Annotated in this window: 23 protein-coding genes; 7 read left to right on the top strand and 16 right to left on the bottom strand. The window is 70.6% G+C overall.

What is annotated here, in order from left to right; all coding sequences use genetic code 11:
• The first annotated feature begins 331 nt into the window (after positions 1-331).
• From B207_RS0103105 to B207_RS0103085, 5 genes are all read left to right on the top strand, one after another.
• On the top strand, positions 332-1,771 hold the full coding sequence (locus B207_RS0103105) for an MmgE/PrpD family protein (RefSeq protein ID WP_018635050.1): 1,440 nt from the start codon (positions 332-334) through the stop codon (positions 1,769-1,771).
• 15 nt (positions 1,772-1,786) lie between these two features.
• Positions 1,787-2,527, top strand: coding sequence for an alpha/beta fold hydrolase (locus B207_RS0103100; protein WP_018635049.1), 741 nt, complete (start codon positions 1,787-1,789; stop codon positions 2,525-2,527).
• A gap of 202 nt (positions 2,528-2,729) precedes the next feature.
• A complete protein-coding gene (locus tag B207_RS0103095) occupies positions 2,730-3,326 on the top strand; it encodes a dihydrofolate reductase family protein (RefSeq protein WP_026310617.1) in 597 nt (198 codons plus the stop codon).
• A gap of 269 nt (positions 3,327-3,595) precedes the next feature.
• Positions 3,596-5,098: an anthranilate synthase component I family protein gene (locus B207_RS0103090; RefSeq protein ID WP_018635047.1), complete on the top strand. Its 1,503-nt coding sequence runs from the start codon at positions 3,596-3,598 to the stop codon at positions 5,096-5,098.
• Positions 5,095-5,667 (top strand): anthranilate synthase component II, encoded by a 573-nt coding sequence (locus B207_RS0103085; protein ID WP_018635046.1) that lies wholly within the window; start codon positions 5,095-5,097, stop codon positions 5,665-5,667. Before B207_RS0103090 ends, B207_RS0103085 begins: the two co-directional genes overlap by 4 nt.
• A gap of 13 nt (positions 5,668-5,680) precedes the next feature.
• Here B207_RS0103085 and B207_RS0103080 read toward each other — a convergent pair whose 3' ends face one another.
• Positions 5,681-7,078 (bottom strand): aminotransferase-like domain-containing protein, encoded by a 1,398-nt coding sequence (locus tag B207_RS0103080; protein ID WP_026310616.1) that lies wholly within the window; start codon positions 7,076-7,078, stop codon positions 5,681-5,683.
• Positions 7,079-7,227: 149 nt separating this feature from the next.
• On the opposite strand from B207_RS0103080, the gene trpD reads away from it, so the two are divergent.
• Positions 7,228-8,361, top strand: a complete 1,134-nt coding sequence (gene trpD, locus B207_RS0103075) for an anthranilate phosphoribosyltransferase (protein WP_018635044.1) — start codon at positions 7,228-7,230, stop codon at positions 8,359-8,361.
• Here the strand turns inward: trpD and trpA are convergent.
• The 11 genes from trpA to B207_RS32280 all read right to left on the bottom strand — a co-directional run bounded on the left by trpA (position 8,358) and on the right by B207_RS32280 (position 21,170).
• Complete coding sequence (gene trpA / locus B207_RS0103070) at positions 8,358-9,203, bottom strand: tryptophan synthase subunit alpha (protein ID WP_018635043.1); 846 nt, start codon at positions 9,201-9,203, stop codon at positions 8,358-8,360. The two genes, trpD and trpA, sit on opposite strands and share 4 nt — an antisense overlap.
• Positions 9,200-10,357: a tryptophan synthase subunit beta gene (gene trpB / locus B207_RS0103065; protein WP_407671343.1), complete on the bottom strand. Its 1,158-nt coding sequence runs from the start codon at positions 10,355-10,357 to the stop codon at positions 9,200-9,202. Before trpB ends, trpA begins: the two co-directional genes overlap by 4 nt.
• A 119-nt stretch (positions 10,358-10,476) precedes the next feature.
• Complete coding sequence (locus B207_RS0103060; protein WP_051102366.1) at positions 10,477-11,232, bottom strand: indole-3-glycerol phosphate synthase TrpC; 756 nt, start codon at positions 11,230-11,232, stop codon at positions 10,477-10,479.
• Between the two features lie 74 nt (positions 11,233-11,306).
• Positions 11,307-11,957, bottom strand: coding sequence for a DsbA family oxidoreductase (locus B207_RS36645; RefSeq protein ID WP_051102348.1), 651 nt, complete (start codon positions 11,955-11,957; stop codon positions 11,307-11,309).
• On the bottom strand, positions 11,954-13,243 hold the full coding sequence (locus tag B207_RS0103050) for a flavin-dependent oxidoreductase (protein WP_018635039.1): 1,290 nt from the start codon (positions 13,241-13,243) through the stop codon (positions 11,954-11,956). Before B207_RS0103050 ends, B207_RS36645 begins: the two co-directional genes overlap by 4 nt.
• Positions 13,240-14,364: a monodechloroaminopyrrolnitrin synthase PrnB family protein gene (locus B207_RS0103045; RefSeq protein WP_026310613.1), complete on the bottom strand. Its 1,125-nt coding sequence runs from the start codon at positions 14,362-14,364 to the stop codon at positions 13,240-13,242. Before B207_RS0103045 ends, B207_RS0103050 begins: the two co-directional genes overlap by 4 nt.
• An 86-nt stretch (positions 14,365-14,450) precedes the next feature.
• Positions 14,451-15,767, bottom strand: coding sequence for a beta-ketoacyl [acyl carrier protein] synthase domain-containing protein (locus B207_RS0103040; protein WP_018635037.1), 1,317 nt, complete (start codon positions 15,765-15,767; stop codon positions 14,451-14,453).
• Positions 15,757-16,713, bottom strand: a complete 957-nt coding sequence (locus B207_RS0103035; RefSeq protein ID WP_026310612.1) for an SDR family oxidoreductase — start codon at positions 16,711-16,713, stop codon at positions 15,757-15,759. The genes B207_RS0103040 and B207_RS0103035 overlap by 11 nt, the downstream gene beginning before the upstream one ends.
• A 92-nt stretch (positions 16,714-16,805) precedes the next feature.
• Positions 16,806-18,251 carry an MFS transporter gene (locus tag B207_RS0103030; RefSeq protein ID WP_018635035.1) on the bottom strand — a complete coding sequence of 482 codons (1,446 nt, stop codon included), beginning with the start codon at positions 18,249-18,251 and terminating at the stop codon, positions 16,806-16,808.
• A 19-nt stretch (positions 18,252-18,270) separates the two neighbouring features.
• Positions 18,271-19,749 (bottom strand): 4-hydroxyphenylacetate 3-hydroxylase family protein, encoded by a 1,479-nt coding sequence (locus B207_RS0103025; RefSeq protein ID WP_026310611.1) that lies wholly within the window; start codon positions 19,747-19,749, stop codon positions 18,271-18,273.
• The gene (locus tag B207_RS32280) at positions 19,746-21,170 is read right to left on the bottom strand and encodes a flavin-dependent oxidoreductase (RefSeq protein ID WP_084691976.1); all 1,425 of its coding nucleotides are present in this window, start codon (positions 21,168-21,170) and stop codon (positions 19,746-19,748) included. The genes B207_RS0103025 and B207_RS32280 overlap by 4 nt, the downstream gene beginning before the upstream one ends.
• A 718-nt stretch (positions 21,171-21,888) precedes the next feature.
• Here B207_RS32280 and B207_RS0103010 point away from each other — a divergent pair.
• On the top strand, positions 21,889-22,938 hold the full coding sequence (locus B207_RS0103010) for an AraC family transcriptional regulator (protein WP_018635031.1): 1,050 nt from the start codon (positions 21,889-21,891) through the stop codon (positions 22,936-22,938).
• A 37-nt stretch (positions 22,939-22,975) separates the two neighbouring features.
• On the opposite strand, the gene B207_RS0103005 is transcribed toward B207_RS0103010, so the two are convergent.
• The 4 genes from B207_RS0103005 to B207_RS0102990 form a co-directional block, all read right to left on the bottom strand.
• Positions 22,976-23,659 (bottom strand): hypothetical protein, encoded by a 684-nt coding sequence (locus B207_RS0103005; RefSeq protein WP_018635030.1) that lies wholly within the window; start codon positions 23,657-23,659, stop codon positions 22,976-22,978.
• Between the two features lie 200 nt (positions 23,660-23,859).
• Entirely contained in the window at positions 23,860-24,759 is a 900-nt protein-coding gene (locus B207_RS0103000) for an ABC transporter permease (protein ID WP_018635029.1), read from the bottom strand.
• Positions 24,756-25,718 carry an ABC transporter ATP-binding protein gene (locus B207_RS0102995; protein ID WP_026310610.1) on the bottom strand — a complete coding sequence of 321 codons (963 nt, stop codon included), beginning with the start codon at positions 25,716-25,718 and terminating at the stop codon, positions 24,756-24,758. The genes B207_RS0103000 and B207_RS0102995 overlap by 4 nt, the downstream gene beginning before the upstream one ends.
• A gap of 144 nt (positions 25,719-25,862) precedes the next feature.
• The gene (locus tag B207_RS0102990) at positions 25,863-26,507 is read right to left on the bottom strand and encodes a DUF6308 family protein (protein WP_026310609.1); all 645 of its coding nucleotides are present in this window, start codon (positions 26,505-26,507) and stop codon (positions 25,863-25,865) included.
• Between the last annotated feature and the right edge of the window lie 256 nt (positions 26,508-26,763).

The following is a 26,763-nucleotide window of genomic DNA, read 5'->3' as shown; positions in this document are numbered from 1 at the left end:
GCAGTCGGTGGTGGTGGTGGTGGCGCAGCGCATTCCCCGCCTCGAAGCAGGCCGGCCGGTCACAGCCTGGCCCGGGTTACTTTCGCGTGACCGGCCCGCCAACGCGGTTCACGTCGCGGCGCAGAAATCCCATTCACCTGTCCTCGACGGTTCTCTCCTCCCCGGCTGGAACGCCCCGACCGGAACGCGCGGTCCGCTGTTGCCACCGCTCATTCCGCAGCGTTCGAGGTGCGTCCTGACATCGACAAGTGCACTCGTACTCCCCTGACGAGCCCAGGCCTTCTGACCTCGACCGCGAGAGTCGAGTCACGAGCGAGAACGAAGGAGTTACATGCTGACCGACGGAACCCGCGCCACCGCGAGCCCGGGCGCGACCGACCGGTTCGAGACGAACGGGACCAGGGGCACCGGCCCGGTGAACATCACAGGAATCATCGCGGAGTACGCGGCCTCGACGTCGGTCGACGCATTACCCGCCGACGTGCGGGAGCGTGGGCGTCTCATCATCATGGATGAGCTTGCCTGCGCGGCCTTCGGACAGACCCGCACACCGGGGAAGCTTGCCACCGGCTACGCGGTCCCGATGGGCGGAGTCGGGACGTGTCGCGTTCTCGGAACCGAGCACCGCACAACCGCGCCCTACGCGGCTCTCGCGAACGGCACGGCCGGACATGCCGACGAGGTCGACGGCGCTCACGTCGTCGGCGGGCATCCCGGGGCGACAATCGTCCACGCCGTGGCGGCGATTGCCGAGCACCGACGGGCGACGGGCGACGCGCTGCTCAATGCCGTCGTTCTCGGCTACGAGATCGGCAACCGGCTTATCCGCGCGTGCGGCGGGGTCTTCGGGGTCAAGTCACGCCTTCACCTGCACGCGGACTTCCTGCACACGATCGGCGCCACCGTCGCGGCGTGCCGCGTGCTCGACCTCGGCCCGAAAGCATACGCCGACGCGATGGCGCTCGCGACCTTCCAGGCCAACGGTCTGGTCGCGCTCTTCCAGGAGCGGCGGCACATCAGCAAGTCGTTCTGCAACGGCCAGTACGCCTTCGCCGGTGTCTCGGCCGCGCTGATGGCGAATGCCGGGCTGGAAGGATGCGAGGATGTGCTCGGCGCGGAGAACGGCCTGCTCGCGGCGTGGGGTCTCGATGACGCCGCGAGTTCGCTGATCGACGGGCTCGGCCACGACTACGCCGTGATGGGCGCGAACTTCAAGTTCATCAACGCGGGCTACCCGATCCACGCGGCGGTCGAGGCAGCGATGGCGGTGCTGCACGACCACCGAATCCAGCCGGCCGAGATCGACGCGGTCGAGGTCGGAATGCCCACCCATGCGCTCCGGGTGGTCGACAACCGCGCCATGCACAACATCTGCCTTCAGGACATGCTTGGCGCGGCGATCGTGCAGGGCGGGCACCGGTTGCGGGAAAGCCCCTTCCCGCTCCTTCTGTCGGACCCCGCCTTCCAGGCGATGAGGGGACGCATCGATCTTCGGCCCGACCCCGAGCTGGACGCCGAGCAGCCGAACGGCCGCGGGGCCCGGGTGACCTTCGTGATGCGGGATGGCTCGAGGCTTTCGGAGCGGGTCAACCAGCCCAAAGGCCACAGCACGGGAGATCCCATCGGTTGGGACGATCTGCGTGACAAGTGGGCGGATGCCCTGCCCACCGTCGACATCGACCGCCTGGTTCGGATCTCGCAGGCCGTCGACGAGCTGGACGACGTCGAGGAACTCCTCCAGATCTTCGACCCGCCCCGGCACACCGCCTGACGCGAAGGAAGAACCATGGCCAGCACACAGCACGTTGGATTCGTCCTCGTCCACGGCGGCCGACACGGCGGCTGGGCGTGGCGTGACGTCGCCTCCCGACTCCGCGCCCTCGGCCACCCGACGTACACGCCGACCCTGACCGGCCTCGGTGAGCGGGCACATCTTCTACGCCCGGAGATCGGCCTCGAGACCCACATCAACGACCTGGCCGGGGTCTTCGAGTACGAGGACCTGAGCGACGTCGTCCTGGTCGCCCACAGCTACGGCGGCATGCCGGTGGCGGGTGCGATGCAGAAGGTCTTCGACCGCGTGCGCGCCGTTGTCTGGGTCGACGCGCACCTTCCGCGCGAGGGCGAGTCGATCTTCGAGCTGATCGGCGAGGAGCGCGCCATTCAGATGAAGAAGATGGCCGCCGAGAACGGAGAGGGCTGGTATGTGCCGACCTCCGACGCCAGCTGGTGGGGTCTGAGCGATCCCGACCAGATCGCCTGGGTCAACTCCAAGACGACTCCGCAGCCGATGAGGACCTACCTCGACCGGATCGGCCCCACCGACCGGGCCTGGTCGCACCCGGGCACGATGATCGAGTGCACGCCCAGCCGGCTTCCCGCGGTGGAGGTGGCACGTCAACGCGCGCGTGCCGAGTCCGACCCGCACTTCCATCGCCGGCTTGTCGACGCCTGCCACGAGCCGATGCTCACGCACCCCGACGAGCTCACCGCGCTCCTGGTCGAAGCGGCCGGGCAGACCGGGTAGTCGCGTCGGAGGCCTGTGCAGGCAACACGGAGGCCTGTGCAGTCGCCTCGGAGGCACAGGTCTCCGGCTGGCCGGCTGGCCGGCCGGCCAGTGGTAGTGTGCAGATCATTTCCGCTGCGCGGCGACCCCAGCCGGACTGGCCCGGTAGGCGTCCGGCCGTCGGATGGCGGCCGGTCGGCTGCCGAACATCGAGGAGGGACGCGTGCGCAGTCTGGTCTACTTCGTCGCGTCCACCGTCGACGGGTTCGTCGCGGGTCCGGATGGCGCCGACCCGACCGGCCCCGGCGGGTTCTGGCCGGTGCCGCAGGACTACCTCGAGCACCTCACCGCCGAGTACCCGGAGACGCTACCCGGCCCGGCTCGGGCCACACTCGGCATCACCGCCCCGGGAACCCGTTTCGACACCGTCCTGGAAGGCCGCCGCAGCTACGAGATCGGGCTGCGGGCCGGCCTCACGAACGCCTTCCCCCACCTGCGGCACCTGGTCTTCTCACGAACCCTGACCACCAGCCCGGATCGCGGCGTGGAACTGGTCGCCACCGACCCGTCCGCGACGGTCCGGGAGCTGAAGCGGCAGGACGGCAGGGACATCTGGCTTGTCGGCGGCGGCGAGCTCGCCGGCACGCTCTACCGGGAGATCGACGAACTCGTCGTCAAGCTGGGGCCGCTGACGCTCGGCACCGGCATCCCCCTGTTCTCGCATACCGCCGCCTTCGACCCGAGAACCTGGGAGCTGACCGACCACACCGCCCTCGGGAGCGGTGCGCTCTTCCTCACCTACCGCCGATCGGCCACGTAGCCGGGACGAAATGCCTCGGACAGGCAATACGCGCACCGGTCGAGCAGCCACAGCAGTCACCGCCTGATGCGACTATGGCTCACCCGACCGCACGGTGTCGCGCCACAATGGCCCGGATCGTTGACCCACATCGCGCTCTGCCCGGGTCCGGCCGGATTCGTCGCGGCATTGGCGAGTGGTCCGGTCGAGGGCGCATCCGATGGTCTGGTCCGCGCACTGCGGAAATGTTCCACTGACCTCCGCACGGTCGTGACCGTCGGAGGAGAAGAATGTCTGCCACCCCAGAAAGGGCCGACACGCCGCTGGACGTGGCGGTCGAGGCCACGACGCTGCCGACTGACGACGCGGACGCGCTGGAGGTGTTTCTCGCGCTGCGCGACCGGCTCGGGGACGAGGAGGTGTTCCTGCTCGAGGATCTGCACCGCGACCAGGCCGGCCAGTGGCAGGGGAGCGTCGTCGGCATCGGCCGACTAGCCGAGATAACGGTCACTGGTCTGCAGGTGCGCGCCACGGGCACAGGACACGTCGCGGACGTACTGCGTTCTCACTGTGCGTCGTATACCCACGACGGATCGCGACTGACCGGCCCCTCGGCCGTCTGGGATCTCCTGCGTGGCGCGCTGAACCTGTTCCGGGTCCACACGGCGGTCCCCACATCCCGGTTCGCGTTCGGTTTCCTCACCTCGGTCGCCTATGACGCCGCCGCCCTGATCGAGGACCTCCGCCCGCGGGAGGCCGAGCCCGATGTCCCGGACCTGACGGTCACCCTGTTCCAGCGGACGATCTGGTTCGACCGGCAGCAGCGCGGCCCGGTCGTACTCACGGCCACCGGGCCCGGCCTGCCCGTCCCGCCCCTCCTCGAGCTGAACACGGACGTCTCCTTCGCCCCGGCCACGGTGCCCGACGCGCCCGCCGCGCTGTCGGTGCACGACACCGTGGACCGCGCCGAGTTCCTCAGCTGGGTGCAGCGCTGCCTCGACCACATCCGCGTCGGTGACGTCTACCAGATCCAGGTCGGCCACCGGATCGACATCCGGTCCAGGCTGGGCCCCGCCGGGGTCTACCAGCGACTGCGGGCTCGCAACCCGTCGCCCTACATGTACTTCGTCACCCAGGCCGGCGTGACACTGATCGGCGCCAGCCCCGAGGTGTTGTTCCGCATCCAGGACGGCCGCGTCGTCATGCGGCCCATCGCGGGCACCACCCGTCGGGATCCCACCGGCACCGACAACGAGCGCCGGGTCGAGGAGCTGGTGAGCAGCGTGAAGGAGCAGGCCGAGCACATCATGCTGGTCGACCTGTCCCGCAACGACGTCAGCAGAGTCTGCCGGCCGGGGTCGCTGGCGGTGGACGCGCTGATGGCGGTCGAGGAGTTCTCCCACGTCTTTCACCTCGTCTCCACGGTGTCCGGGCAGCTCACGGCCCAGGCTGACGTGTGGGACACCCTGCGGGCAACCTTCCCGGCGGGCACGGTGACCGGCGCGCCGAAGATCCGCGCGATGCAGATCATCGACGAGACCGAGCATGAGCGCCGCGGCATGTACGCCGGTGCCGTCGGCCTGCTCGACGTCCGTGGCTGGAGCGAACTGGCGCTGTGCATCCGTACGATCGTCCACCGACGCTCTCCCGAGCCCGACGGCGATGTTCACCACTACTCCACGCAGAGCTGCGCAGGGGTGGTGGCTCTGTCCGAGCCGAAACGCGAATGGGACGAGACATTGGCGAAGATGAGCGCCACCTACTGGGCGGTCACCGGAAACGAGCTGGCATGACCGTGTTCGTGGTGGATGCCTACGACAGCTTCGTCCACATCATCGTCGAGTACCTGGGGGCGTTGGGCGCGGACACGGCGGTGGTCCGGTCCGGGACCCACACTCCGGACGGGCTTGCCTCCCGGCGGCCCAGTGCCCTCGTACTCGGTCCCGGGCCCGGGCACCCCGCCGACTCCGGGCACGTGGAACTCGTCAACCGCTTCGCCGGCGAGCTCCCGGTGCTCGGGGTATGCCTGGGCCACCAGGCGATCGCACTCGCCTTCGGCGGCGGGGTACACCTGGCGGACAATCTGATGCACGGCCGAACCAGCACGATCTCCCACGACGGCGCCGGGGTGTTCGCCGGGCTGTCCGACCGGCTCACGGTCACCCGCTACCACTCGATCGTGGTCGCCGAGCCGCTGCCCGCGGGGCTGGTGGCCACCGCGCGGTCGACCGACGACGGTCACATCATGGGGCTGCGTCATCGCGATCTGCCGATCGAGGGCCTGCAGTTCCACCCGGAGAGCATCGCCACGCCGGACGGCTCGGTCATGCTGGCGAACTTCCTCGCCGCCGCGGTCTCCTGATCGCTGCGCGCGCCTACCCGCGCCCGGCGCCGCGCTCGTCCAGGTGGCCGATCAGCGCGATCGCCTCGGCGATGTGGTCCCGCTCGACGGCTCCGTATCCGACCACCAGCGCGGGTTCGGCCGCCTGCCCGTCGGCGCGGAAGTCCCGTCCCGTCTGCGCGAGGACGAGGCGTCGGCCGGCGACCAGAGCCAGGCGGGCGTCGTCGACACCGGCCGGCAGCGCCACATAACTGTGTGAGCCAGCCTCGACGCCGAGGGCCCTCGCGCCCGGCAGGGAGGAGGCGACCGCGCTCCTGAGTGCGTCATGCCGCGCCCGGTACACCTCCCGAACCCTGCGGATGTGCTGGTCGAACAGACCCCTGGAGACGAGGTCGGCCAGGGCCAGCTGGGTGAGCGTGTCCGGCGTGCCCAACCATCTGGCCTGGCCGCGGCGCAACGCGTCGAGCACCGCGGGCGGCCCGACCAACCAGCCGAGCAGGGGGCCGGGTCCGAGGAGGCTACGGGTCGAGCCGGTATACACGATCCGGTCACGCAGGCGGCGCTGGAGAGCCAGCGGAGCACTGCCGCCGCCGAACCAGAGGTGGCCTTCCGGATCGAACTCGATCACCCACCCCCGCGTCTGTTCGGCCCAACCCACGAGCGCGTCCCGCCGCGGCCCGGAGAGCGCGACGCCGGTCGGTAGCTGCTTCACCGGGTTGACGAGCACCGCGCGGGCGCCGGACCGGGCCAGGGCAGCCACGTCCAGGCCGGCGTGGTCGACCGGGACACCGATCACCTCGGTGCCCGCCCTGGAGATCACCCTCCGGTGCCGCGGGTCGCCCGGGTCCTCCACGGCCAGGCGGTCGATGCCGAACTCACGCAGAACAGCACACATCGCGGTCAGGGCATGGGTGAACCCCGAGGTGACAGCGATCTCCGACGGCGCCGCGGTCACGCCGCGTACCCGGCCGAGATAGCCGGCAAGCTCGGCGCGCAGCTCGGGGGCGCCCAGCGCGTTGTGCGCCGGACGCTGGCCACGGTCCATCGACCGGACGACACCTTCGTAGGCGATCAGCCATTCCCTGCTGGGGAACAACGCCACGCCCATCGCGCCCGCCCTCAGATCGAACCGGACCGGATGCGGCGTGACAGCGGTGGTGTCGGGGAACGCATCGACCGGCAGATGGGACGAGACCCGGGTACCCGAGCCCTGGGCCGCGCGCAGGTAGCCCTCCCCGACCAGCTGTTCGTATGCCTGGACCACGACGCTGCGGGACACCCCGAGGTCCTCTGCCAGGCTCCTGCTCGACGGCAGCCTGGTCCCCGGGGGGAGGGTGCCGTCGATAACACGGCTCCGGACAACCGCCTTGATCTGCGTGGACATCGATACCGCGGAACCGCGGTCGACGTCCATCGAAAGCATTCTCGACATTTCTTCTCTTCCAGGTTCCAGGAGATTCGCCCGCTGATCGCCGCGCCGGCGGCGCTGCCGAAATGGACCGGCCACGCCGGCCCGTGGCGGTCTTGTGCCCCGGCGCAGGCGCTGACAGCCTGGCTTCCATCAGACGGAGGGAGACAGCAATGGCCGACCGGGAGAGACGTCCTGTCACCGACGCGGCCCGCTGGACCTCGATCCTGTCCGCGCTCACGGAAGGCCAGGATCTCGCCGAGCCGGACGTCGAGTGGGTCATGAACGAGGTCATGCGGGGCGCGGCGGACGATGCGCGGCTCGCCGGGTTCCTGGTCGCTCTGCGCGCCAAGGGCGAGACGGTCGCCGAGCTGGACGCGCTGCTGCGCGCGATGCTCCGCCACGCCGTGCCCGTCCAGGTCGACGGCCCGGTTCTGGACATCGTCGGCACGGGTGGAGACCACGGCGGCACGGTGAACGTCTCCACCATGTCGGCGGTCGTCGCCGCGGCTGCCGGGGCCCGTGTTGTCAAACACGGAAACCGCTCCTCGTCCTCACGATGCGGTTCCGCCGACCTGCTCGAACAGCTCGGTGTCGCGATCGACCTGCCGGCCTCGGCCGTGCCGGCATCGCTCGACGAGGTCGGAATAGCGTTCTGTTTCGCTCCGGTGTTCCATCCGGCGATGCGCCATGCCTCGCCCGTCCGCCGCGCACTGGGCCTCCCGACCGCCTTCAACCTGCTGGGCCCGTTGAGCAACCCAGCCGCACCCGCCGCCTGCGCGGTCGGTGTCGCCGACCGCCGGATGATCCCCGTGGTGGCCGGTGTGCTGGCCGAGCGCGGCGCCCGCGCCCTGGTGTTCCGCGGTGACGATGGTCTCGATGAGCTGACCGTGACTACCACCTCGCAGGTGTGGACGGTGCAGGACGGCACGGTTCGCGCGGAGGCGTTCGACCCCCGATCGGTCGGCGTCCGCCGAGCGGGACCCGATGCACTGCGGGGCGACGACCCGGTACACAACGCGGCGGTGGCCCGCGAGGTGTTCGCCGGCGCGCGCGGACCCGTCCGCGACGCCGTGCTGCTGTCCGCCGCAGCCGGGCTGGCCGCCGCCGCGTCCAGCGCCGAGCCGGTGGCGGCACGCATCGGGGCGCAGCTCGCCAGGGCCGAACGGGCGATCGACGAGGGCCATGCCCAGGGGTTGCTGGAACGCTGGGCCGCGGTCAGCGCCAGGCTGGCCAGCACGGGGCCGGCCGGCGATGTGCCGGCAGCATCCGCCGCCACCGCACCACACCCGCCCCTCGCCGGCTAGGCCCCGCGGACCCCTCGCGCCAGGTCGGCCGCGAGGCGGCCCACCGCCCGGATGCCCGCAGCCTCCGAGTCCGCGTCCAGCAGCTGTCGCACGAAGGCCGCTCCGACGATCACCCCGTCGCACTCGGGCGCGATGGCGGCGGCCTGCTTCGGAGTGGACACTCCGAGCCCCACGCACACCGGGATGTCCCTCGCCGCGCGAACCCTGCGCACCAGCCCGGCGGCGACGGCGGGCTGCGCCCCGCCCGTCCCGGTCACCCCCATGAGGGATGCCGCATACACGAAACCCGTCGAGGCCTGCGCGGTCAGGCTGATCCGCTCCGGGGTGGAGGACGGCGCGACCAGGTACACGCGGTGCAGCCCGAACTCGGTGGAGGCAGCGTTCCAACCGCTGGTACCGGCCTCCTCCGGGATGAGATCCGGGGTCACCAGCCCGTGCCCACCCGCCCGCGCAAGCCGGCTCGCGAACCTCATGACGCCATAGCGTTCCACCAGGTTCCAGTAGGTCATGCACAGGACCGGGACGTTCTGGCGGGTGACAGCCGCGACGATGTCGAACAGGTCGTCGGTGGTGAAGCCGGCGGCCAGGGCCGCCGCGGTGGCCTGCTGGATCACCGGGCCGTCCATAACCGGGTCGCTGTAAGGCAGGCCCAACTCGATGATATCGACACCGGACTCGGCCATGGCCCGCGCCGCCTCCACTGTCGCGCGGACGGACGGGAACCCCGCAGGCAGGTATCCGACCAGTGCCGCGTGCCCCTGGGCTCCGGTTCCGCGCAGCGCAGCGGTGAGCCGCTCCGTGCCGCCGGTGCGTTGGTCCGTCTCGCCGTCGTGCCCGGTCACCCGTCGCTCCCCTGCAGTCCGAAGTAGGCGGCCGCGGTGCCCATGTCCTTGTCTCCCCGGCCGGACAGGCAGATGACCACCAGCGGCTCCCGGCCCAGCTCGGCGGCGAGCCGGGGCGTCAGCCGCAACGCGCCGGCCACCGCGTGCGCGGACTCGATCGCCGGGATGATGCCCTCGGTTCGGCTCAACAGCCGGAAGGCCGCCATGGCCTCGTCGTCGGTCACCCGTTCGTAGTGCACCCGCCCCTGGTCGTGCAGCATCGCGTGTTCAGGCCCGACACCCGGGTAGTCCAGCCCCGCGGAGATGGAGTGGCTCTCCCGGGTCTGCCCGAACTCGTCCTGGAGCAGGTAGGTGCGTGCTCCGTGGAGCACTCCCACCGAGCCTCCGGTGATGGACGCGGCATGGCGGAGGGAGCCGTCGCCCGCGCCGCCGGCCTCCATGCCATACAGCCGCACGGACTCGTCCTGCAGAAAGGGATGGAACGCGCCGATTGCGTTGGACCCTCCGCCGACGCAGGCCACGATCGCGTCCGGAAGCGCGCCGTAGGCGAGGCGCATCTGCCGCCGGGTCTCCACTCCGATGACACGGTGGAAGTCCCGGACCATCGCTGGGAACGGATGTGCGCCCGCCGCCGTGCCGAGCAGGTAGTGGGTGGTGCCGGCGTTCGTCACCCAGTCGCGTAGCGCCTCGTTGATCGCGTCCTTGAGCGTACGGCTGCCGGTGTTGACCGGTACCACGGTCGCCCCGAGGACGGCCATCCTGGCCACGTTGAGCGCCTGGCGGCGGGTGTCCTCAGCGCCCATGTAGACGACGCACTCCAGCCCGAGCAACGCCGCCGCGGTGGCGGTGGCCACGCCGTGCTGGCCGGCCCCCGTCTCGGCGATCAGCCGGCTTTTGCCCGTGGAACGGGCCAGCAGCGCCTGACCGAGCACATTGTTGATCTTGTGTGATCCGGTGTGGTTGAGATCCTCGCGCTTGAGCAGAATGCGCGCCCGGGTGCCGGCCGCGAGGCGGGTGGCCTCGGTGAGCAGGCTCGGCCGGCCCGCGTACCCCGTCAGGAGGCGGGCGAAGTCGGCGAGGAATCCGGGATCCATGCGCGCGGCGTGGTAGGCCCGGGTCAGTTCCGTGAGCGTCGCCATCAGCGCCTCCGGCATGAACTGGCCGCCGAACCGGCCGAAGTGCCCCGCCCGGTCCGGCAGGACGTCCGCGGGGGCACCCAGCGCCTCGACGACCACATCGAGGTAGTCGACGTCGCCGCGCATCGGATTCCCGGTCAGCACGGGACCGCCCGTCGGCCGGCCTCCACCAGCGCGGCCACCGCGTCAGCGGGCTGCTCATGGACGACGAGCGACGAACCGACCAGGACTGCGTCCGCGCCTGCCGCGGCATAGGCCCGGACGTCGTCGGGCCCCCGCACACCGGACTCCGCGACGCAGACCACGTCGCCCGGGATCGCGTGTGCCAGCCTCGAGAGGATGTCGCGGTCGACGGCGAGCGTGGTCAGGTCGCGGGCGTTGACGCCGACGATCTGTGCCCCGGCGTCGACCGCCACGGCCAGCTCCGCCTCCGAGTGCACCTCGACCAGCGCCGCCAGGCCGCAGCCGGCCGCCTCGTCCAGCAGGCCCGCCAGCTCGCGCGGCTCAAGCGCAGCGACGATAAGCAGCACCAGATCCGCGCCATACGCTGCGGCCTCCACAACCTGGTACGGATGCACGACGAAGTCCTTGCGCAGCACCGGGACACCGACCCGTTCCCGGACAGCCGCGAGATCGTCGAGCGTCCCGCCGAAGAACCGCGGCTCGGTCAGAACGCTGATCGCGGCGGCTCCGCCCGCGGCATAAGCCGCCGCCAGCGCGGCCGGATCCGCGATCGGGGCCAGCGCGCCCCGCGCGGGGCTGTTGCGCTTCACCTCTGCGATCACCCGCACGCCCTCGGGCCCGCGCAGCGACGTGATGATCTGGGCGCCCGACAGCCGCATCGCCCGGTCCTCCACCCGGCGCCGCAGGCTGGCGATGCCGACCTGCGCCATCCGCCGGGGCAGCTCGGCGCGCTGAGACGCCAGGATCTCCGCCAGGAGGCGTCCACGGGAACCAACGGGTGTCGTCACGATCTCTCACTCCCGGACACCTCGGTGGGAGCAGCAGCCAGCAGGGCGGTGAGATAACGGGAGGACGACTGGTAGTGCTCGATCCGGGTGCTCCGGTCGAACACCACCACGGGGACCGCGGCGCACTCGACGCGGGTCTCGGCGATCCTGGCCCGTACCGCGGCCAGGTACTCGTCCGAGGCGACGAGCCGCTCAGCGCGCGCGGGCGCCACGCCCGCCGCGACGGCGCACCGCACGAGCACCTCGGCGTCCGTGACGTTCCCGCCGTGGACGAACCACTCCGCGAAGAGGTTCTCCTCGACATCGGCGCGTACCCGCCATCCGTACTCGCGCCCGGTCATCCAGAGGAGGCGGTGCGCGTGGACGGTGTTCACCGCGAGTGCCTTCTCGTTCGCGAACCGCACGCCGAGCCCCGCGCCGGCAACGGTGACCTCCTCGCTCATGCGGCGGGCCCGGTCAGGCCCGTACTTGCGGCCGAGGAACTCCAGGACCGGGACGGGCCGGTCGGGATTCTCCCCGTCGATCTGACAGGGGTGCGCAAGAACCTCGACCCGCTCCTCGCCGTACTGGGCGGTCGCGGCACGGAGGTTGCGCACGGCGAGATAGCACCATGGGCACGAGATGTCGGAGTACACGTCGATCCTCACCCGCCACCGCCTCGCTGCGCGGCGACCGGGCCGGTCAGGTAGGACGCACGGGTATTCACGGTGTGTGGGTCGAAGCCGCCCTGCCGGGCGTAGGAGCGCGCCAGCTCGTCGAGCTCGTCGGCCGGAATCACGTCCTCGACGGACTCGAAGCCGTTCGGGGCGCGCTCGTCGGCCAGGTCGATCACCCTTTCCGGTCCTCTTCGGCGGCCTGCCTCCTGCAGTTCCGCCATGGCGGGCCGACGCCGGCGGTCATAGGCCGCGAGTGCCTCGTCCAGGTCCGGATGTCCCGCCAGCGCGCCGGCGAGCGCCCGGCCGTCCACGATGGACTGGGTGGCGCCGTTGGATCCCATCGGGTGCATGGCGTGCGCGGCGTCGCCGAGCAGGACGACCCGGCCGCTGGTCCAGCCCGGCAGCGGGTCGAGGTCCACCATGGGGTACTCCAGCGCCTGGTCCGCCGAGAGGACCAGCCGGGGGATGTCGAGCCAGTCGTACGCCAGGTCGGCGAAGTCCTCGATGAACCGCCCGGGCTCGACCGGGCGGTTCCAGTCGGCCCGGTCGACCACGTCGCCCTCCCGTGCCTGCCGGGCCACAGCCCAGTTCATCAGCACGGGATCCGCAGGCTGCAGCGGTCTGGACATGGGATAGACCACGGCACGGCGGCCACGGTCACCAGCGATGATCATCGTGTGGCCGTCGAGAAAGGGAAGCGCCCACGCGGTGCCCCGCCAGACGACGAAACCGTTCCACCGCGGCCCGCCGTCGCGTGGGTGCATCGCAGCCCGGACCGCGGAGTGGATGCCGTCGGCGCCGATCAGCAGCTCCGCGTGCCGGCGGGAGGCGGTGGCGCCGCGGTGTTCCACGCCGATCGCCACCTCGCCGATCGGCGTGTTCTCGAAGTCGGTCACCCTCGCGTCCAGAACAACCGCCTCGTGCCCGAGGCGCTCCCGGACGGCTTCGAGCAGAACGCTGTGCAGCCGCCCTCTGGGAACCGACAGCTGGGGCCAGCGGTATCCGGCGGCGAGCCCTCTGGGCTCGTTCCAGATCAGCGAGCCGAAACGGTTGTAGTAGGAAAGGTTCCCGGTCATCACCGCGACCTCGGCGAGCCGTCCCAGCAAACCGAGCTCGTCGAGCTCACGCACGGCGTTGGGAAGGATGTTCAGACCGACCCCGAGCGGTCGGATCCGGGGCACCGACTCCAGCACGGTGACGTCGGAGAATCCGGCTGCCTGCAGGCTCAGAGCTGCCGACAGCCCGGCTATCCCCGCCCCGGCGATGACGATCCTCACGTGGCCGCCCCGGCTGCCCGAGCACGGAGGTCCAGCCCGCTCATCCCCTTGGTGACCTGGGAGTTCTGCCTGGTAAGGGTGATGATCTCGCGGAGCAGATCGACGCTGGCGCCGCCGCTGCCGACCGGGTAGAGCCGCAGATCCTCCTGATAGGCCTGCCGCGCGATGGTGAGGTGGCGCCCCCGGAAGACGAGCATGGTGCGCAGCACCCGGGCGAGCGCACGGGCGCTGGAGACCAGGGTGGGCGCCGCCCGGTCCGCGGCGTCGTGATCGTCGCCGTAGGCGTCGATGACAGCTGTGACCAGCGATGAGGTGCCGACCCAGGCCGTGTGTAGCTCCCGCCATCGGGGCAGGCTGTAGGGCACCGAATGGTCGAGGAAGTCCAGGTAGTTCCGCTCCCCGCGGTCGGAGGCCCACACCGCCTCGTCGACCAGCCACAACGGAACCTGCGCCGCGGCTGGCCCCAGGTATCTCCGCCCGTCCACCTCCACATCCTCGAAATAGGGGCGCAGTGTGCGGGCGAAGAACTGTGGGCTCACGTGTTCGCCGACCAGTTTGATCGCCTCGACCATGGGCTGCAGCTCCCGGTCGAGCGCATCCGCCAACACCGCGAACTTCGGATCCGCGGGCTCCACGTCACGGAGAATGTGGCACATCTCCAGCGCCGCACGCAGGTGGGGAAAAACGATGCGCACGGCGTTCTGCAGATGGTTCTCCTGAGCGTCTCCCGTGTACATGCGCTGCCGCTCACCGAGCGGGTTCCAGGTGCAGTAATGATGCACGATGTCTCTGGGGACGAGATCGGTCCTGTTGCCGAGTTCGACCAGAAGCGGGCCCACCTCGGGGACCAGCCCAACCGGTTCGTGACCGTGCCGCCTGATCGATCCGAGGAAGATGCCGATGTCCCGCATGGCCGCCAGGCAGTCGTCCATGTCGAGGTCCGCCAGTCCGCGGGCGTCAGGCAGAAGACCGCGCAGCGATCCGACCAGGCTCGCGACGTCGGCACGCCGGTTCATCTCGGGAAGCCTGCCACACACCTCGTCGGCACCCAGCGGATCAATGGCGCATACATGCTCGATCTGTATGTCGTTTCCGTGAAGTAAGGAGCCACGGAAGAACATTGTTGCCTCCAGGATGTTCAGGGGAACAGCAGCGAGGCGAGCAAGAAGAGTGGCGCGGGAAAGGCCCGCACCCGCCGGCGCCCGGATTACGGTCGCCGGCAGGGCGCCCTCTCTTCCGGGGCCGCAGTGAGGACCACGTGAACGTTCGTCGAGGAAACACTCTGGCCGTTGACCGCCGCGACGACGGGCGTTCCCCGGTTCGGCAGCCTGGTCAGGACGGTCGGCACGGCAAGGGGAACGCGATCCCAGTCGACCGCCGGATGGGGGACGGTGAAGTGGAGACTGGCGGGAACGGCGCCGTTCTCCAGGCACAGCACGGTCTTGATGAGCCCGGCAACGCCACCCGCAGCCTCGGCGTGGCCGATGTTGGACTTGAGCGAGCCGACCAGGCAGGGTCGGCCGGCCGGGCGCCCCTGTCCCAGCACGGCGGTGAGCGCGCGCAGCTCCGCCACGTCGATCCGGGTGCCGGTGCCGTGCGCCTCGACATAGTCGACCTCGGCGGGCGCGATTCCGGCATCCAGGTAGGCACGACGCATCGCTTCGGCCTGGCCCTTCTCCGAGGGGTGCAGCAGCGTCTCCTTGCCCCGGCCGTCATTGGTGACTGCGCTGCCGGCGATGACGGCGCGCACCCGGTCGCCGTCCGACAGCGCGCGGGCCAGCGGCTTGAGCAGCACCACGCCGGCCCCTTCGGCCCGCACGAAGCCGTCGGCGGACGCGTCGCCGAACCTGCACCGCCCGTCGGAGGAGAGCACCCCACCGCGACCGAGCATGACACCGGTCTGCCGGCCCAACAGCAGGTTGACGCCGCCGGCAAGGGCCAGCTCCGCGTCCCCCGCGCGCAGGCTGCGACAGGCCAGGTGGACCGCCACCAGGGAGGACGCCTGCGCCGTGTCCACGGTGACGGAGGGCCCTCGGAGATCGAACGTGTGACTCACCCGCCCGGAAAGAAGTCCGCGCTGGTGGGAGCCCACGAAGTCACCCAGGTCGAGGCCGGCGGACCGGGACCGGAGATCCCAGAAGTCCGAAGCGGACTGCCCGACGTAGACGGCTGTGGGGCTCCCGGCGATGCCGGCCGGGTCGAGGACGGCGTCGGCGATGGCGTCGTACGCGACTCGCAGCAGCAGGTGCTGCTGCGGATCCATCCCGGCCGCCTCGTCGGGATCGATACCGAAGCGGGTCAGGTCGGAACAGCCGGCGTCGTCGATGTGCCCGGCCTGCCGCAGACCGGTCCCGGCCCGGGCCGGGCCGACCGCGTCGCGCGCCTGCGCGAGCAGACGCCACAGCTCCTGCGGGCCACGGGCGGACGGCAGCTCACAGCCCATGCCGACAACAGCGACGGCGCTCCCCCAGCCTTCGACGGTGGCCAGGCCCTCCCGCCTCTCCTCGGGACGCTCAACCACCATGGTCGGCTCTGACCGGATCCGGCGGCCCGGCGCCGTTCGAGCGAACAGCCGCCCATGTGCTCCAGGGCTGGGCGGCGACCCACTCGTTGATCGGGGTGAGGCGGACGCCCAGGACATGCTCGACCTCGTCGTGGTCCGCGACGAAGAGCTCGGCGTCACCGCCGGTGCCGACCCACCGGTAGATTCCCGCCACGCCTGCCGCGGCAGGCGTGCCGAGCACCGTCCGCAGCCCCGCCTCGAAGTCGTCCGCCTCCAGCGGAACGTAGGCGACGTCCCTGCCGAGCGCGGCGGCGAAGGCCTGGGCCAGCTCTCCTCCCGTCACCGTGTCGGGGCCGCCCAACGACAGCACCGTTCCCTCGAGCCCCTCACCGTGCAGGGCCGCGAGGGTGGCCGTGGCAAGGTCCGCGTGCGAGAGCCAGGAGACCCTGCGCCCCTCGGGCAGCGGATAGGCCAGTACCCCGTCGTTGATCAGCGCGGGCCCGTTCCACGGGCTGAACAGGTTGTCCAGGTACACCGGCGGGCGCAGCACGACCGTCGGCAGAATACCGTCCGCCAGCACGGCCTCGGCGGCGCGGCGGGTCTCATAGGCCGCATACGGGGTGACCTGCCTCGGCAACGGGGTGTTGGTGTTGTAGACCAGTCGGGTCACGCCCGCCTCACGCGCGGCGGCGGCCACATTGCGCGCATAGGTCTGGACCAGCTCCACGTCGTAGACCAGCGGCAGCACCACGGATACGTGCGTGACGCCGACGAAGGCCTTGCGGACGTCGTCGAGCTCGGCGAGGTCACCCAGAACCGTCGGAAGCGCTGGTATGCCGGCGACCGGTGCACCGGAGCCCCGGGCGAACCCGCGGGCATCGAGGCCCTCGGCGAGCAGGGCTCGGGCCACAGCGGCTCCCTGGAAGCCACGCGCTCCGATCACCAGATAAGTGCGGTCCTCTGACATGCCTTTTCTCGCCCTTTCGTCGCTGTGCTGTCGTGGGCCGGCGGCGGTCCCGGACGCACCGGCCGTTGTGTGGTCATGCGCCCTCAGGGGGCTCAGCTCTTCCTGTCTCCCGGTGCAGCCATCGACACCGGTGGTCCTTCCCGGGTCGGCTCCTGTCGGGGCCTCGCCGTCCGTGGCACCGCCGCGTAGAGGGCGGACAGCAGCGCGATGGCGGAGGCGACGATGAAGGCGAGGGCGAAGCCACTGGTGAGCGCCGCGGGATCGTCCGGACCGCCCTCGGCGGTGACACGCGCGCTGGCGATACCGCTCAGCACCGCGAGACCGATCACCGAGCCGAACTGCTGGCTGGTGTTGATCAGTCCGGAGGCGAGGCCGATCTCCTCCGGGCCGGCGTCCGCGGTCGCCGCGACGTTCGTGGTGATGACAACCAGCGGCAGGCCGACTCCGAGGATCAGGCTGGGCAGGAAGAGATCCCCGACGAACGAGCCGTCGGGAGACAGCAGCGACAGCCATGCCATGCCGACGGCCACGAGCACGAAGCCCGCGATCATCGCCGGACGGAGCCCGAGGCCGCCGATCAGCCGCTCCGCGTTGGAAGCCACCAGAATGACCACGACGCACAACGGGAGCAGTGCGCCGCCGCCCGCGACCGGTGAGTAACCGAGAACATCCTGCAGATACACACTGACGAGGAAGAACATTGGAAAGAGCACGACCTGCCCGAGGGCCGAGAGAAGGTTCGCCCGCCGTAGGACCGGCCTGCGCACGACCGCGGCCGGAACCAGGGGAACGCGTGCTCTGCCCTCCAGCCAGACGAAGATCGCCAGGAACGCCACCGCCGTCGCGCCGGGTAGGAGGGTCCGCGGCGAGGTCCAGCCGGCCACGCCCGTGTTCACCAGGCTGTAGGCGAGCAGCGCGAGCCCCGAGGTGACGGCCAGCGCGCCACCGAGGTCGAAGCCGCGACGTGCCGGCGGACGCATGTCCGGCGCCAGCGCCCGAAGTGCCGACCCGACGAGCACGAGGCCGGCGACCACGTTCAGCCCGAAGGTGGACCGCCAGGTCAACCAGCTTGTGAGCACGCCGCCGAGCACGGTTCCCGCGGCGCCGCCCGCCCCGGCCATTGCCGCGAACACGCCCAGCGCCCGATGACGGTCTGGGCCGTCCGGGAACAGGCTGAGCAGCAGCGCGAACGCCGCGGCCGCGGCCAGAGCCGCGCCAGCACCCTGCACCGCTCGGGCGGCGATCAGCCAGGCGGCCGTCTGCGCCACCGCGCCGGTCAGCGACGCGGCGACCAGGACGGCCAGACCCGTGAGGAACAGCCGTCTGCGCCCGAGCAGGTCCGCCAGACGACCGCTCAGCAGCAACAGACCGCCGAACGTCACCAGATAGGCGTTGGCCACCCAGGACAGCGTCGCCGCCGAGACGTCGAACTCGTCTCCGATCGACGGCGCCGCGACATTTATGATCGCCGTGTCCAGAATGAGAAGAAACTGGGTTCCGGCGAGCAGCGTCAGGGCGCTACGGGCAGATTTTCCCAAAAGAAGTCACCTGTTTCGGCTAGCTCGTCGTCGCGGGCGCGGCGGGAAGGTCGTAGCCCTGCATGCACTTCTCGACGAGCTGCTCCAGAAGTTCCGGTCGGCTGTCGCGCAGAATCATCGGAAAGTAGATGTGCGGCGCGCCGTGGTAAAAGCGTTCGTACTGCTCGTGCCGGCCGGCGAACTCCGAACCGAGCGCATCCCACGCGAGCTTCAGGAGCTTGATCCGACGCTCGGCGGGATGCCCCGGCGAGCGCACGTACTTCGCGATCAGGCCACCCATCTCGGGGTGGCGCAGGTCGAGGCCGGACGCGGGGAGCTGGATAAGCCCGCCACCGGCAAGGAGCTTGACCTCCTGGATGACCTTCGGGTAGATCTCCCCGGCCATCGCCCGGTGCGCGGATGCGATCTCATTGTTGATCCGCACTCCGCTGCCCCCCGGTACGGGTTCCCAGGCCGCCTCGGCGGCGAGAACCATCGACCTCGCGACCGCCAGCCAGCCGAGGATCCTCCCGATCTGGTTCTGCACCGGCGGCAGCTCATAGGTGTTGTTCGCCTTCGCGATGAGGATGGCAAGCCCGGACAGGAACTCGAGTTTCGTCCAGAACCGTGTCGCCGCCTGATGCACGAAGTTCGCGTAGGCCGCCGTGCCCCACCACTGCAGCAGCGCGGCACGGGTGTCCCGGTACACCAGTACCCGGTCCCAGGGGACGAAGACGTCGTCGCACACCAGTAACGCGTCGTTCTCGTCGAACCGGGAGGACAGTGGATTGTCGAACACGCTTCGCGCCGAGGCCTCGTACGAGGCACGAGAGACGAGCTTCAGCCCCGGCGTGTCGATTGGCACCGAGAACGACAGCGCATAGTCCACGTCCTGCGGGGGCAACGGCTCGATGGTGCCGACGATGATCTCGTTTCCGAAGACCGCCGCGGTACCTATCATCTTGGCGCCACGGACCACGATCCCGCCGTCCAGCTCCTTCACCGCCCGGACGTAGAGATCGTCTTCCTCCTGCTCGGAGGCGGACCTCGTCCGGTCGATCTGCGGGTTCGTGATGGTGAACGCCTGGTACAGGTCGCCGCCGGCCATCCGGCGGTGGTAGGAACCGAGGTTCTGCCTGCCGTCGAAGGACTCGCCCGCGAACACCTCGGGGACAGCCAGGAACCCGGCGATGCCACCGGCCATGTAGTCGGGCGAGCGCCCGAGGTATCCGAAGCTCGCTTCGGCCCAGACCTTGTACGCCTTGCGCCGGGCGACCAGGTCCTCGTAGTTCTCCGGAATCCGGTACGCCCGGTGTTCTCTGGTGCTTCCGTCGCCGCCGGGCACGGTCAGAACGTCGACGAGTCCCGGATCGTGGGTCAGATCGTAGAGCTCGGCGATCGAGCGCGCCGTGTTCTGGAAGGCCGGATGCTTCGTGACGTCCCTGACGAGTTCGCCGTCAAGCCACACCTGACGGCCATCGCGCAGGGAATCAAGATACTGGCTTCCGGTACGGGTCATGTTGCCTCTCTCGCTGCAGTGACCAGTTCTGCGGTGATCCGCCTGGCAGGCAGGGAATCGTCGGGGTGCGGCGGGGCCGGGGAGGCTGACCCGCCACTTGGAGAGCATTCGCCTGCGCCCACGAGACGGGCCCGGCGGGTGTCATAGGGAGACCTGGTGTTGACGCTGCCGCGGTCGAAGGCAGCCAGTTCGGCGTATTCATTGCATATCGCGTGCAGTTCGGCGGTGGGCAGCACATCGTCGACGGCCGCGAATCCCTCCGGTGCACGGCAGGCAACCAGGTCGATAACGGCCTCCGGGCCCATCGCCCGGTTGGCGATCTGGACCTGCGTGGCCACCGGGCGGCGATGTCGTTCGTAGGCCGTCAGGGCACGTTCGACATCCGGCTCCAGTGCCACGAAGTAGGCGAGAGCACGTGCGTCGATCACAGCCTGGGTCGTCGCGTTGGAGCCCATGGGATGCATCGCGTGCGCGGCGTCGCCGAGCAGTGTGGCCCGCCCGCGGCTCCAGGTGGGCAGCGGATCGCGATCAATCATCGGGTACTCGAAACATCCGCTCGCGGCCTGGAACAGGTCGGTCAGTAGGTGCCCGCCGGTACGCCACCCCACGAACTCGTGGGCGAACCTCCCCGCCGGCACTGGCCGGTTCCAGTCCGAGCGGTCGACCTCGGCGGTGGTGAAGTGACGGGAAACCGCCCAGTTGAGCAGCGTGTAGCCGTCACCGCGAGGAGGGGTCACCGCATACACCACCGCTTTTCGGACGCCGTCACCCATAATGATCATGCTGTTGGCTGGGTTCAGCGGCGGAGCCCAGGTCATGCCACGCCAGACGACCTGTCCATTCCAGACCGGTTCGCCGTCACCGCCGAGGAGCGACCGCCGAACGGCCGAGTGGATTCCGTCCGCGCCGACCAGCAGATCGGCGGTAAGCCTGATGGGCTGGCCACCATGCAGGACGTCGACACCCGCCCCGGACCGGCTGGACACCCCGGTCACGCGGCAGTCACTGACGAGTGCGCGTTCACCGAGCCGGGTGCGGACCGCGTCGAGAAGCACCTGCTGGAGCTCACCTCGTCGAATCGACAGTTGGGGCCAGTCGTAGCCGTCGGCCCGACCACGCGGTTCCGCCATGATCAGGTCACCGTGCTGGTTGTGGTATCGAATCTCCGAAGTCCGCACCGCCCGCCGCGTGACCTCGTGATAAAGGCCGAGCGCGGCCAGTTCACGTACCGCGTTGGGCAGCAGGTTCACCCCGGCGCCCAACGGGCGTAGTTCAGGTACGGCTTCCACCACGACGACATCGTCGAAACCGGCGTCCTGCAGACTCAGCGCTGCCGCGAGCCCGCCTATCCCCGCGCCCGCAACGAGAACCTTCGCGGCGCGAAACGACGGACCGCCCGAAACGCGCCCGGCTGCAACCACGACCTGGCTCCTTCCCGTACCCGTCGAGAACCGGCCCACGACAACGGTTCTCCACCCGAACCGGGGAGGCAATAAGGAATCGACCAGGGCTACTTAACAAACGTCCATGCGCCCGGGCGGCTCGATGCCCGTACGTCCTCGGGCATCCGATACCGTGCGCACCCTGATACCACATCTGGCCGCTCAGGTCACCCGACATGGGCCGGCCTGCGGCGGAGGAGAATCGCGGCTGGTTGGACGGTTGGACTCGTTCGGCGGGTGCGTGACCGGAGGTCGGCTCGACGATGTGCCACATCGGCTGCGAGAACGGGAGTTTCCTGGACCATCCGGCCCCGGAACGGGCCGCGCCACCCGGGGCCACAGCAGTTCTGGACACCACCGAACTGGCCGCGGCCAGGCGCGGGTGAAATGGACGTTACGTCGATCGAACCGGACAGAAATCCCCCATTGCCCGTGAGACTCGTCACCGCGACGGCGCCGTCCTACCCGCTCGAGGGCCCGGGGTCGGGGGCCTGACCTGGGCCTGGGTCCTCGAGGACCACACGGTTCCCGATCAGGGTGATATTGTCACCTTCGCGACCAAGCGCAGACCTGAATCTGGCGGTTGTGTACAGGTTAGGCTCGGGAAACTGATGTACGGCGGATGACCCGGTCGAATCCAGGTGTTCCGCAGGTACCGTCCAATAAAGCGAGCCGCCAGTACCGAGGGAGCGGGGACATGCCCGTACAGGCAGCGGACCAGGACAATGATCTGCTGGGTGAGCTTCTACGTCCGATTCGTCTGACCGGAGTGTTCCAGAGCCATTGGCTCCTGAATTCTCCCTGGTCGATCGAAGGCGATTCCGAATCGGACTGCGTCGTACTCCACTACGTCATCGAGGGCTCGTGCTGGATCGGCACCGAGGGGGCTCGGCCGGTCCTCCTGCGGGAGGGGGATCTGGCGGTATTCCCCACCGGGCGGTCGCACCGGGTCTCAGACCACCCTGATCGGCGGGGCGTGCCGCTGCGGACCCTGCTCGCCGACCGCTCGCCGGGAATCTCGAGCCAGCTGGCGCTCGGCGGAGAGGGCGAGCTGACACGGATCCTCTGCGCGGGCCTTTACTACGACACCAACACCGTGTCATCTCTCTACCACGCATTGCCGTGGATGCTCACGCTCGAGCGGGAGGCCGTGGAGGCGGAACCACTGCTGCGGGACATCATCCACCAGCTCGTCACGGACCGGGACGGCGGGCTCGGGCCGCGCCTGATCACCCTGCGGATCTTCGAGGTCTTCTTCATTCTCACCCTCCACCCCCTGCTGCGCGGCATGATGGATCGTCCGGAGGTGATCACCGCACTGAAGGACCCGGCCATCAGCAAAGCTCTGCTGATCATGTACACGCGATTCGTCGAGCCCTGGACGATCGAGTCCCTGGCCAGGGAGGTCGGCATGTCCCGATCGGCCTTCGCGGCCAGTTTCCGCGAGATCGTCGGCGAGAGCCCATCCAGCCATCTCACCCTCCGCCGGATGCGTGAGTCCGCGCGTCTACTCGCGGAGAGCGACGTCCCGCTCGGCGTGATACCCCAGAAGGTCGGTTACAAAAGTGCGGTCGGCTTCCACATCGCTTTCCGCAAGTGTTTCGGAATCACACCCGGGGAGTACCGCCAGCGTTTCCGACGGATGACCGGAAAGACACCCGCCGAGGACGGCCCGCGAGACGGCGCCGTAAGATCGACGCCAACTTCATGGGAAGGCTCCGCGCCGAGGGTTTCGGCCGGGCTCTGAGCTGAGCGTGCCCGTCATACCGCGGGCGGGCGGGCGGTCAGCGGCGGCGCCAGGGCCAGCGGAGCGTGGTCCCGCCGGCCCAGAGGAACAGCGCCAGCACGAGCACCGCCATCCCGGGCAGGACGAGGTACAGCCCGGTGGCCCGCACGTGGAACTCGGCCAGGTCGCGCAGCAGCGCCGTGGCGTTGGGCGGCAGCGAGTCGAGCACTTCGCCGGAGCGGCGCTGTTGGCCGGTCCACCCGGCCAGCAGCGACCCCACCACCCCGCCGGCGGCGAGACCGACCGGGACCGGCCAGCCCGCGCCGGCTGCCCGCCAGCCGGCGATAAGGCCGCCCACCACACCGGCGACCGCGCAGATCAGCGCGAAGTAGAGGTCGGTCGTGCTCTGCGCGCCGAACACCGACATGGCGCCGGCGAGCGCCGCGGCGACGTCGAGGCGGGGTGCGGTGGCGGCCCACAGCAGGCCCAGCAGCGGGCCGGCCACGACCATCGCGAGGGCGCAGGCCAGCCCGGCGAGCAGCCGGGCCCGGGTGCGCTCCCACTCGAGTGGCGCAGGCGTGCCGACAGCGGCGGCCGGGCCGGCAGGCAGCTCGCCGGCAGGCAGGCCGCGCTCACCCGGCGGCACCGGCGTGTCTGGGACAGGACCGCGGTCGGAGCGCCCGTCCGCCTGCGGCCCGGAACACTCTCCGGCGTCCCGGGTGCCGCCCGGCCTCTCTGCCACGACCCGTCCGTCTCCTCGCCAGCCACACCGGTTCAACCGGCCCGGATCTCCGGGGCGACCCGACCCCCCGTTGACATCAGACCCAGGGGTCGACCGTACCCGCAGGCACAGTGCCCTCGCCTGCCGCGGCCTCGCCGACCCGTCCGCGCCGGCCTGTCACCGCGTTCCGCCCAGGCACCGGGACACCGGCAGCCGCCTGGTCAGGACCGGGCGACGCGCCTCAGGGCCTGCGCGGCCACCAGCAGCGCGACCACCGCCACCGCGGCGCAGACGGCCAGATCGACCGCCACGCCGGCCCAGTCGATCGACGGGGCGAACGCCTCCGCCAGCGCGTCCACCGCGTAGCTGCTGGGCAGCAGGTCGCGCGCCAGCCGCCCGATGCCGGGCAGCCGGTTCGCCGGGATGACCCCCAGGAACAGCACCACGCTCATACCCAGCTGACCGGCGACCGTGGCGAGCTCGGGTTTGGGTGCGAGCAGTCCGATCGCGGCCCCGATACCGGCCAGGCTGGCACCGGCCAGCGCGGTGACCGGAACCAGCATCCACAGACCGGACATCGGCAGGCCATACAGGACCGAGCCGACCAGAACGGTCACGATCGTGCCGGGTACGGCGAACGTCGCGTACGACGCCGCCGTCCCGAGCACCACCGCCGCGCCGGGGATCGGCAGGGTCAGGTAGTAGTCGAGCGCACCGGCGGCCCGCAGCGCCCCGAACCGCTGCGCCAGCAGGTTGAGCGCCACGAAGGCCACCACGAGCACCGTGGAGCCGGCGACGACCGAGGCCGCCGCCGAGTCGTCGCCGACGTCCACGATGCCCCGCAGCAGGATCATGATCCCGAGGGACTGGAAGGCGGCGACGAACAGCAACGGCACCCGGGCCACCCGGGCGCGGGCCAGCTGGCCCCGGTACACGGCCGCCAGCGCGGCCAGGAAGGCCGTGCCGTGTGGCAGCGGGGCGACGGTGAGGGCCGACGGGACGGCGCCATCCTGATCGGTCTTGCGGGAGTCAGTCGGCACGACGGGCGCTCCGGGAGCGAGCGCGGGCGACAGCGCGGCCGCGCCCGCTCCGGTGGCGGGGTGAGGCGTCGCCAAGGTCATGTCCGCTCCAGGTCACGGCAGGTTCCGCCGAGAGTGAGATACACGTCCTCCAGCGACGGAGTCGCGAGGCTGAAATCGTCCAGGGCGGCGAACGCCGGCCCGGAGGTGAGGCGGCCCAGCGCGTCACGGGCCTCGGCCTGCGCCAGCCGGGTCGTCCACCGGCGGCCGGTGACCCGCGCCGACGCGGCCAGTCGGGCCACCGTCGGGTCGTCCACCGGCGGGTCGTGGCGCCAGACGAGGTCGAGCCGGACGTCGGCGGAGACGGACGCCTTGAGCCTGCCGGGCGAGTCGCAGGCGATCACCCGGCCCGCCTCCAGGACGGCGACGCGGTCGAGCACCGTCTCCGCCTCCAGCACGTTGTGGGTGATCAGGACGACGGTGGTGCCGTGCGAGGCACGGCGGCGTTCCAGCGCCGCCCACACCGCGCGGCGGGCCACCGGGTCCAGGCCGGTCGTCGGCTCGTCGAGCACCAGCACCGGGCGTTCGCCGACCAGTGTGGTGGCCACGCAGGCAAGCCTGCGCTGCCCGCCGGAGAGCCGCCCGAGCGGGCGGTTCACGACCTCGCCCAGGGAGAACTCCTCGATGACCGCGGCGCGCTCACGCCGCGCGCCGGCCCGGGACAGGCCGCGCATCCGCGCGGTGGTCTCGACCGCGAGGCCGACCGGCAGCTCGGCCAGCGCGAGATCATCCTGGCCCAGGTAGGCGGCCATCCGGGCAGCGACACCCGGACGGCTGACGACGTCATGCCCGAACATCGTGATGGAGCCGGCGTCCGGCCGGATCAGGCCCATGAGCTGGCGGACCAGGGTGGTCTTGCCGGCCCCGTTGGGGCCGAGCACGCCAAAGACCTCGGCCGGACGGACATCGAGATCGATCCGGTCGTTGGCGAGGACGGCGCACTCCCCGGCACCGTGCCGCCGGGTGAGGCCACGCACGGCGTAGCTCAGCACGGCTGTCATTCTCGCAGCCGCCACGCCGAGCCGAGGCCGTGGGCCGATGCCGTCGACGTCACACCCACAACGGAAGCCACACCAGGGCACACCCGCCAGCGCATCACCGGGTGCTCCGAAGACAGGCGGACGCCGCGCACGAGCCGGTGGGTGTCAGACCGCGCTGCTCATCCAGACCACGATGTCGAGGATCCGCAGCGGGGTGACCGGCGGGCCGCCGGCCGGGACGAGCCCGGCGAGGCGGCGGAACTCGTCGGCGTTCTCACGCAGGTCGTGCTGCATGGCCCGGACGAGCATCTCCATGTACTGGCGCCAGGACCGCCCGTCCCGCGGTGACGGCGGAACACAGTCCTCGTGCTGGTAGAAGATCCGCACCTTCGAGTCGAACAGCGGGACGAGCGCCGGCCGCTTGCGGTGCAGCACCTTCGCGATCAGCGAGCCCTTGACGTCGCGGTCCGCGACGTCCGGGTCGTCGAGCGGGTCGTAGAGGGCCGCGACCAGGTCGAGGGTGACCTCGTCCGCCTCGATCAGCTCGATGCCCGGGGGAAGCCGGTCGAGCGCGCGCTGCAGCAGCGGCATCAGCGCGGTCAGGGTGTGCATCCGGTCGAGGTCCACATTGACGCCGAGCAGGCAGGGCGAAAGGAGATCGCTGGTGCACAGCAGATCGGGGTCACCATTGGTGACCAGCCCGTCGTAGTACGGGTAGGCGTAGCGCAGGCCGCGCCTGCGCGGCCCCAGGTACTCCTCCAGCAGGCTCTCCGCGTCGAAGACCTCCCGGGTGCCCTTTGCCAACCTCACCCGAAAGTCCTCCTTCGTCAGCCACACCGCGCCGGGCGCCCGACCGAGGCGCCTGGGGCAATCCTGCCCTGTCCCCCGTGGCGGGCGGAAGACGCCCCCCGGTGGACGACCGGCCGGTGCCACCCGGGACACGCCGGGAACACCCGTGGCCGGCGCCGTGCCCACCGCCGCGCGGCCCAGCCGGGCCGGCCCAGGTGTGCCTGCCCCGACATGCACGGACAGGCACCTCGGAGCGGTCAGGCTCTGCCCGGTCATG

Source organism: Parafrankia elaeagni (genome assembly GCF_000374165.1).
GTDB lineage: Bacteria > Actinomycetota > Actinomycetes > Frankiales > Frankiaceae > Parafrankia > Parafrankia elaeagni.
The sequence above is the reverse complement of the archived record's forward strand: the minus strand, read 5'-3'. Positions and strand labels throughout refer to the sequence as shown.

Coding starts and splice junctions, on each gene's coding strand:
- trpD (WP_018635044.1), top strand. CDS start 7,228: ATGGCCGACCGGGAGAGACGTCCTGTCACCGACGCGGCCCGCTGGACC.
- B207_RS0103090 (WP_018635047.1), top strand. CDS start 3,596: ATGTCTGCCACCCCAGAAAGGGCCGACACGCCGCTGGACGTGGCGGTC.
- B207_RS0103025 (WP_026310611.1), bottom strand. CDS start 19,749: ATGACCCGTACCGGAAGCCAGTATCTTGATTCCCTGCGCGATGGCCGT.
- B207_RS0103060 (WP_051102366.1), bottom strand. CDS start 11,232: ATGGCGCAGGTCGGCATCGCCAGCCTGCGGCGCCGGGTGGAGGACCGG.
- B207_RS0103080 (WP_026310616.1), bottom strand. CDS start 7,078: ATGTCGAGAATGCTTTCGATGGACGTCGACCGCGGTTCCGCGGTATCG.
- trpB (WP_407671343.1), bottom strand. CDS start 10,357: ATGCCGGAGGCGCTGATGGCGACGCTCACGGAACTGACCCGGGCCTAC.
- B207_RS0102995 (WP_026310610.1), bottom strand. CDS start 25,718: ATGACAGCCGTGCTGAGCTACGCCGTGCGTGGCCTCACCCGGCGGCAC.
- B207_RS0103105 (WP_018635050.1), top strand. CDS start 332: ATGCTGACCGACGGAACCCGCGCCACCGCGAGCCCGGGCGCGACCGAC.
- B207_RS0103040 (WP_018635037.1), bottom strand. CDS start 15,767: ATGGTGGTTGAGCGTCCCGAGGAGAGGCGGGAGGGCCTGGCCACCGTC.
- B207_RS0103010 (WP_018635031.1), top strand. CDS start 21,889: ATGCCCGTACAGGCAGCGGACCAGGACAATGATCTGCTGGGTGAGCTT.
- B207_RS0103085 (WP_018635046.1), top strand. CDS start 5,095: ATGACCGTGTTCGTGGTGGATGCCTACGACAGCTTCGTCCACATCATC.
- B207_RS0103100 (WP_018635049.1), top strand. CDS start 1,787: ATGGCCAGCACACAGCACGTTGGATTCGTCCTCGTCCACGGCGGCCGA.
- B207_RS0103045 (WP_026310613.1), bottom strand. CDS start 14,364: ATGTTCTTCCGTGGCTCCTTACTTCACGGAAACGACATACAGATCGAG.
- B207_RS0103035 (WP_026310612.1), bottom strand. CDS start 16,713: ATGTCAGAGGACCGCACTTATCTGGTGATCGGAGCGCGTGGCTTCCAG.
- B207_RS0103000 (WP_018635029.1), bottom strand. CDS start 24,759: ATGACCTTGGCGACGCCTCACCCCGCCACCGGAGCGGGCGCGGCCGCG.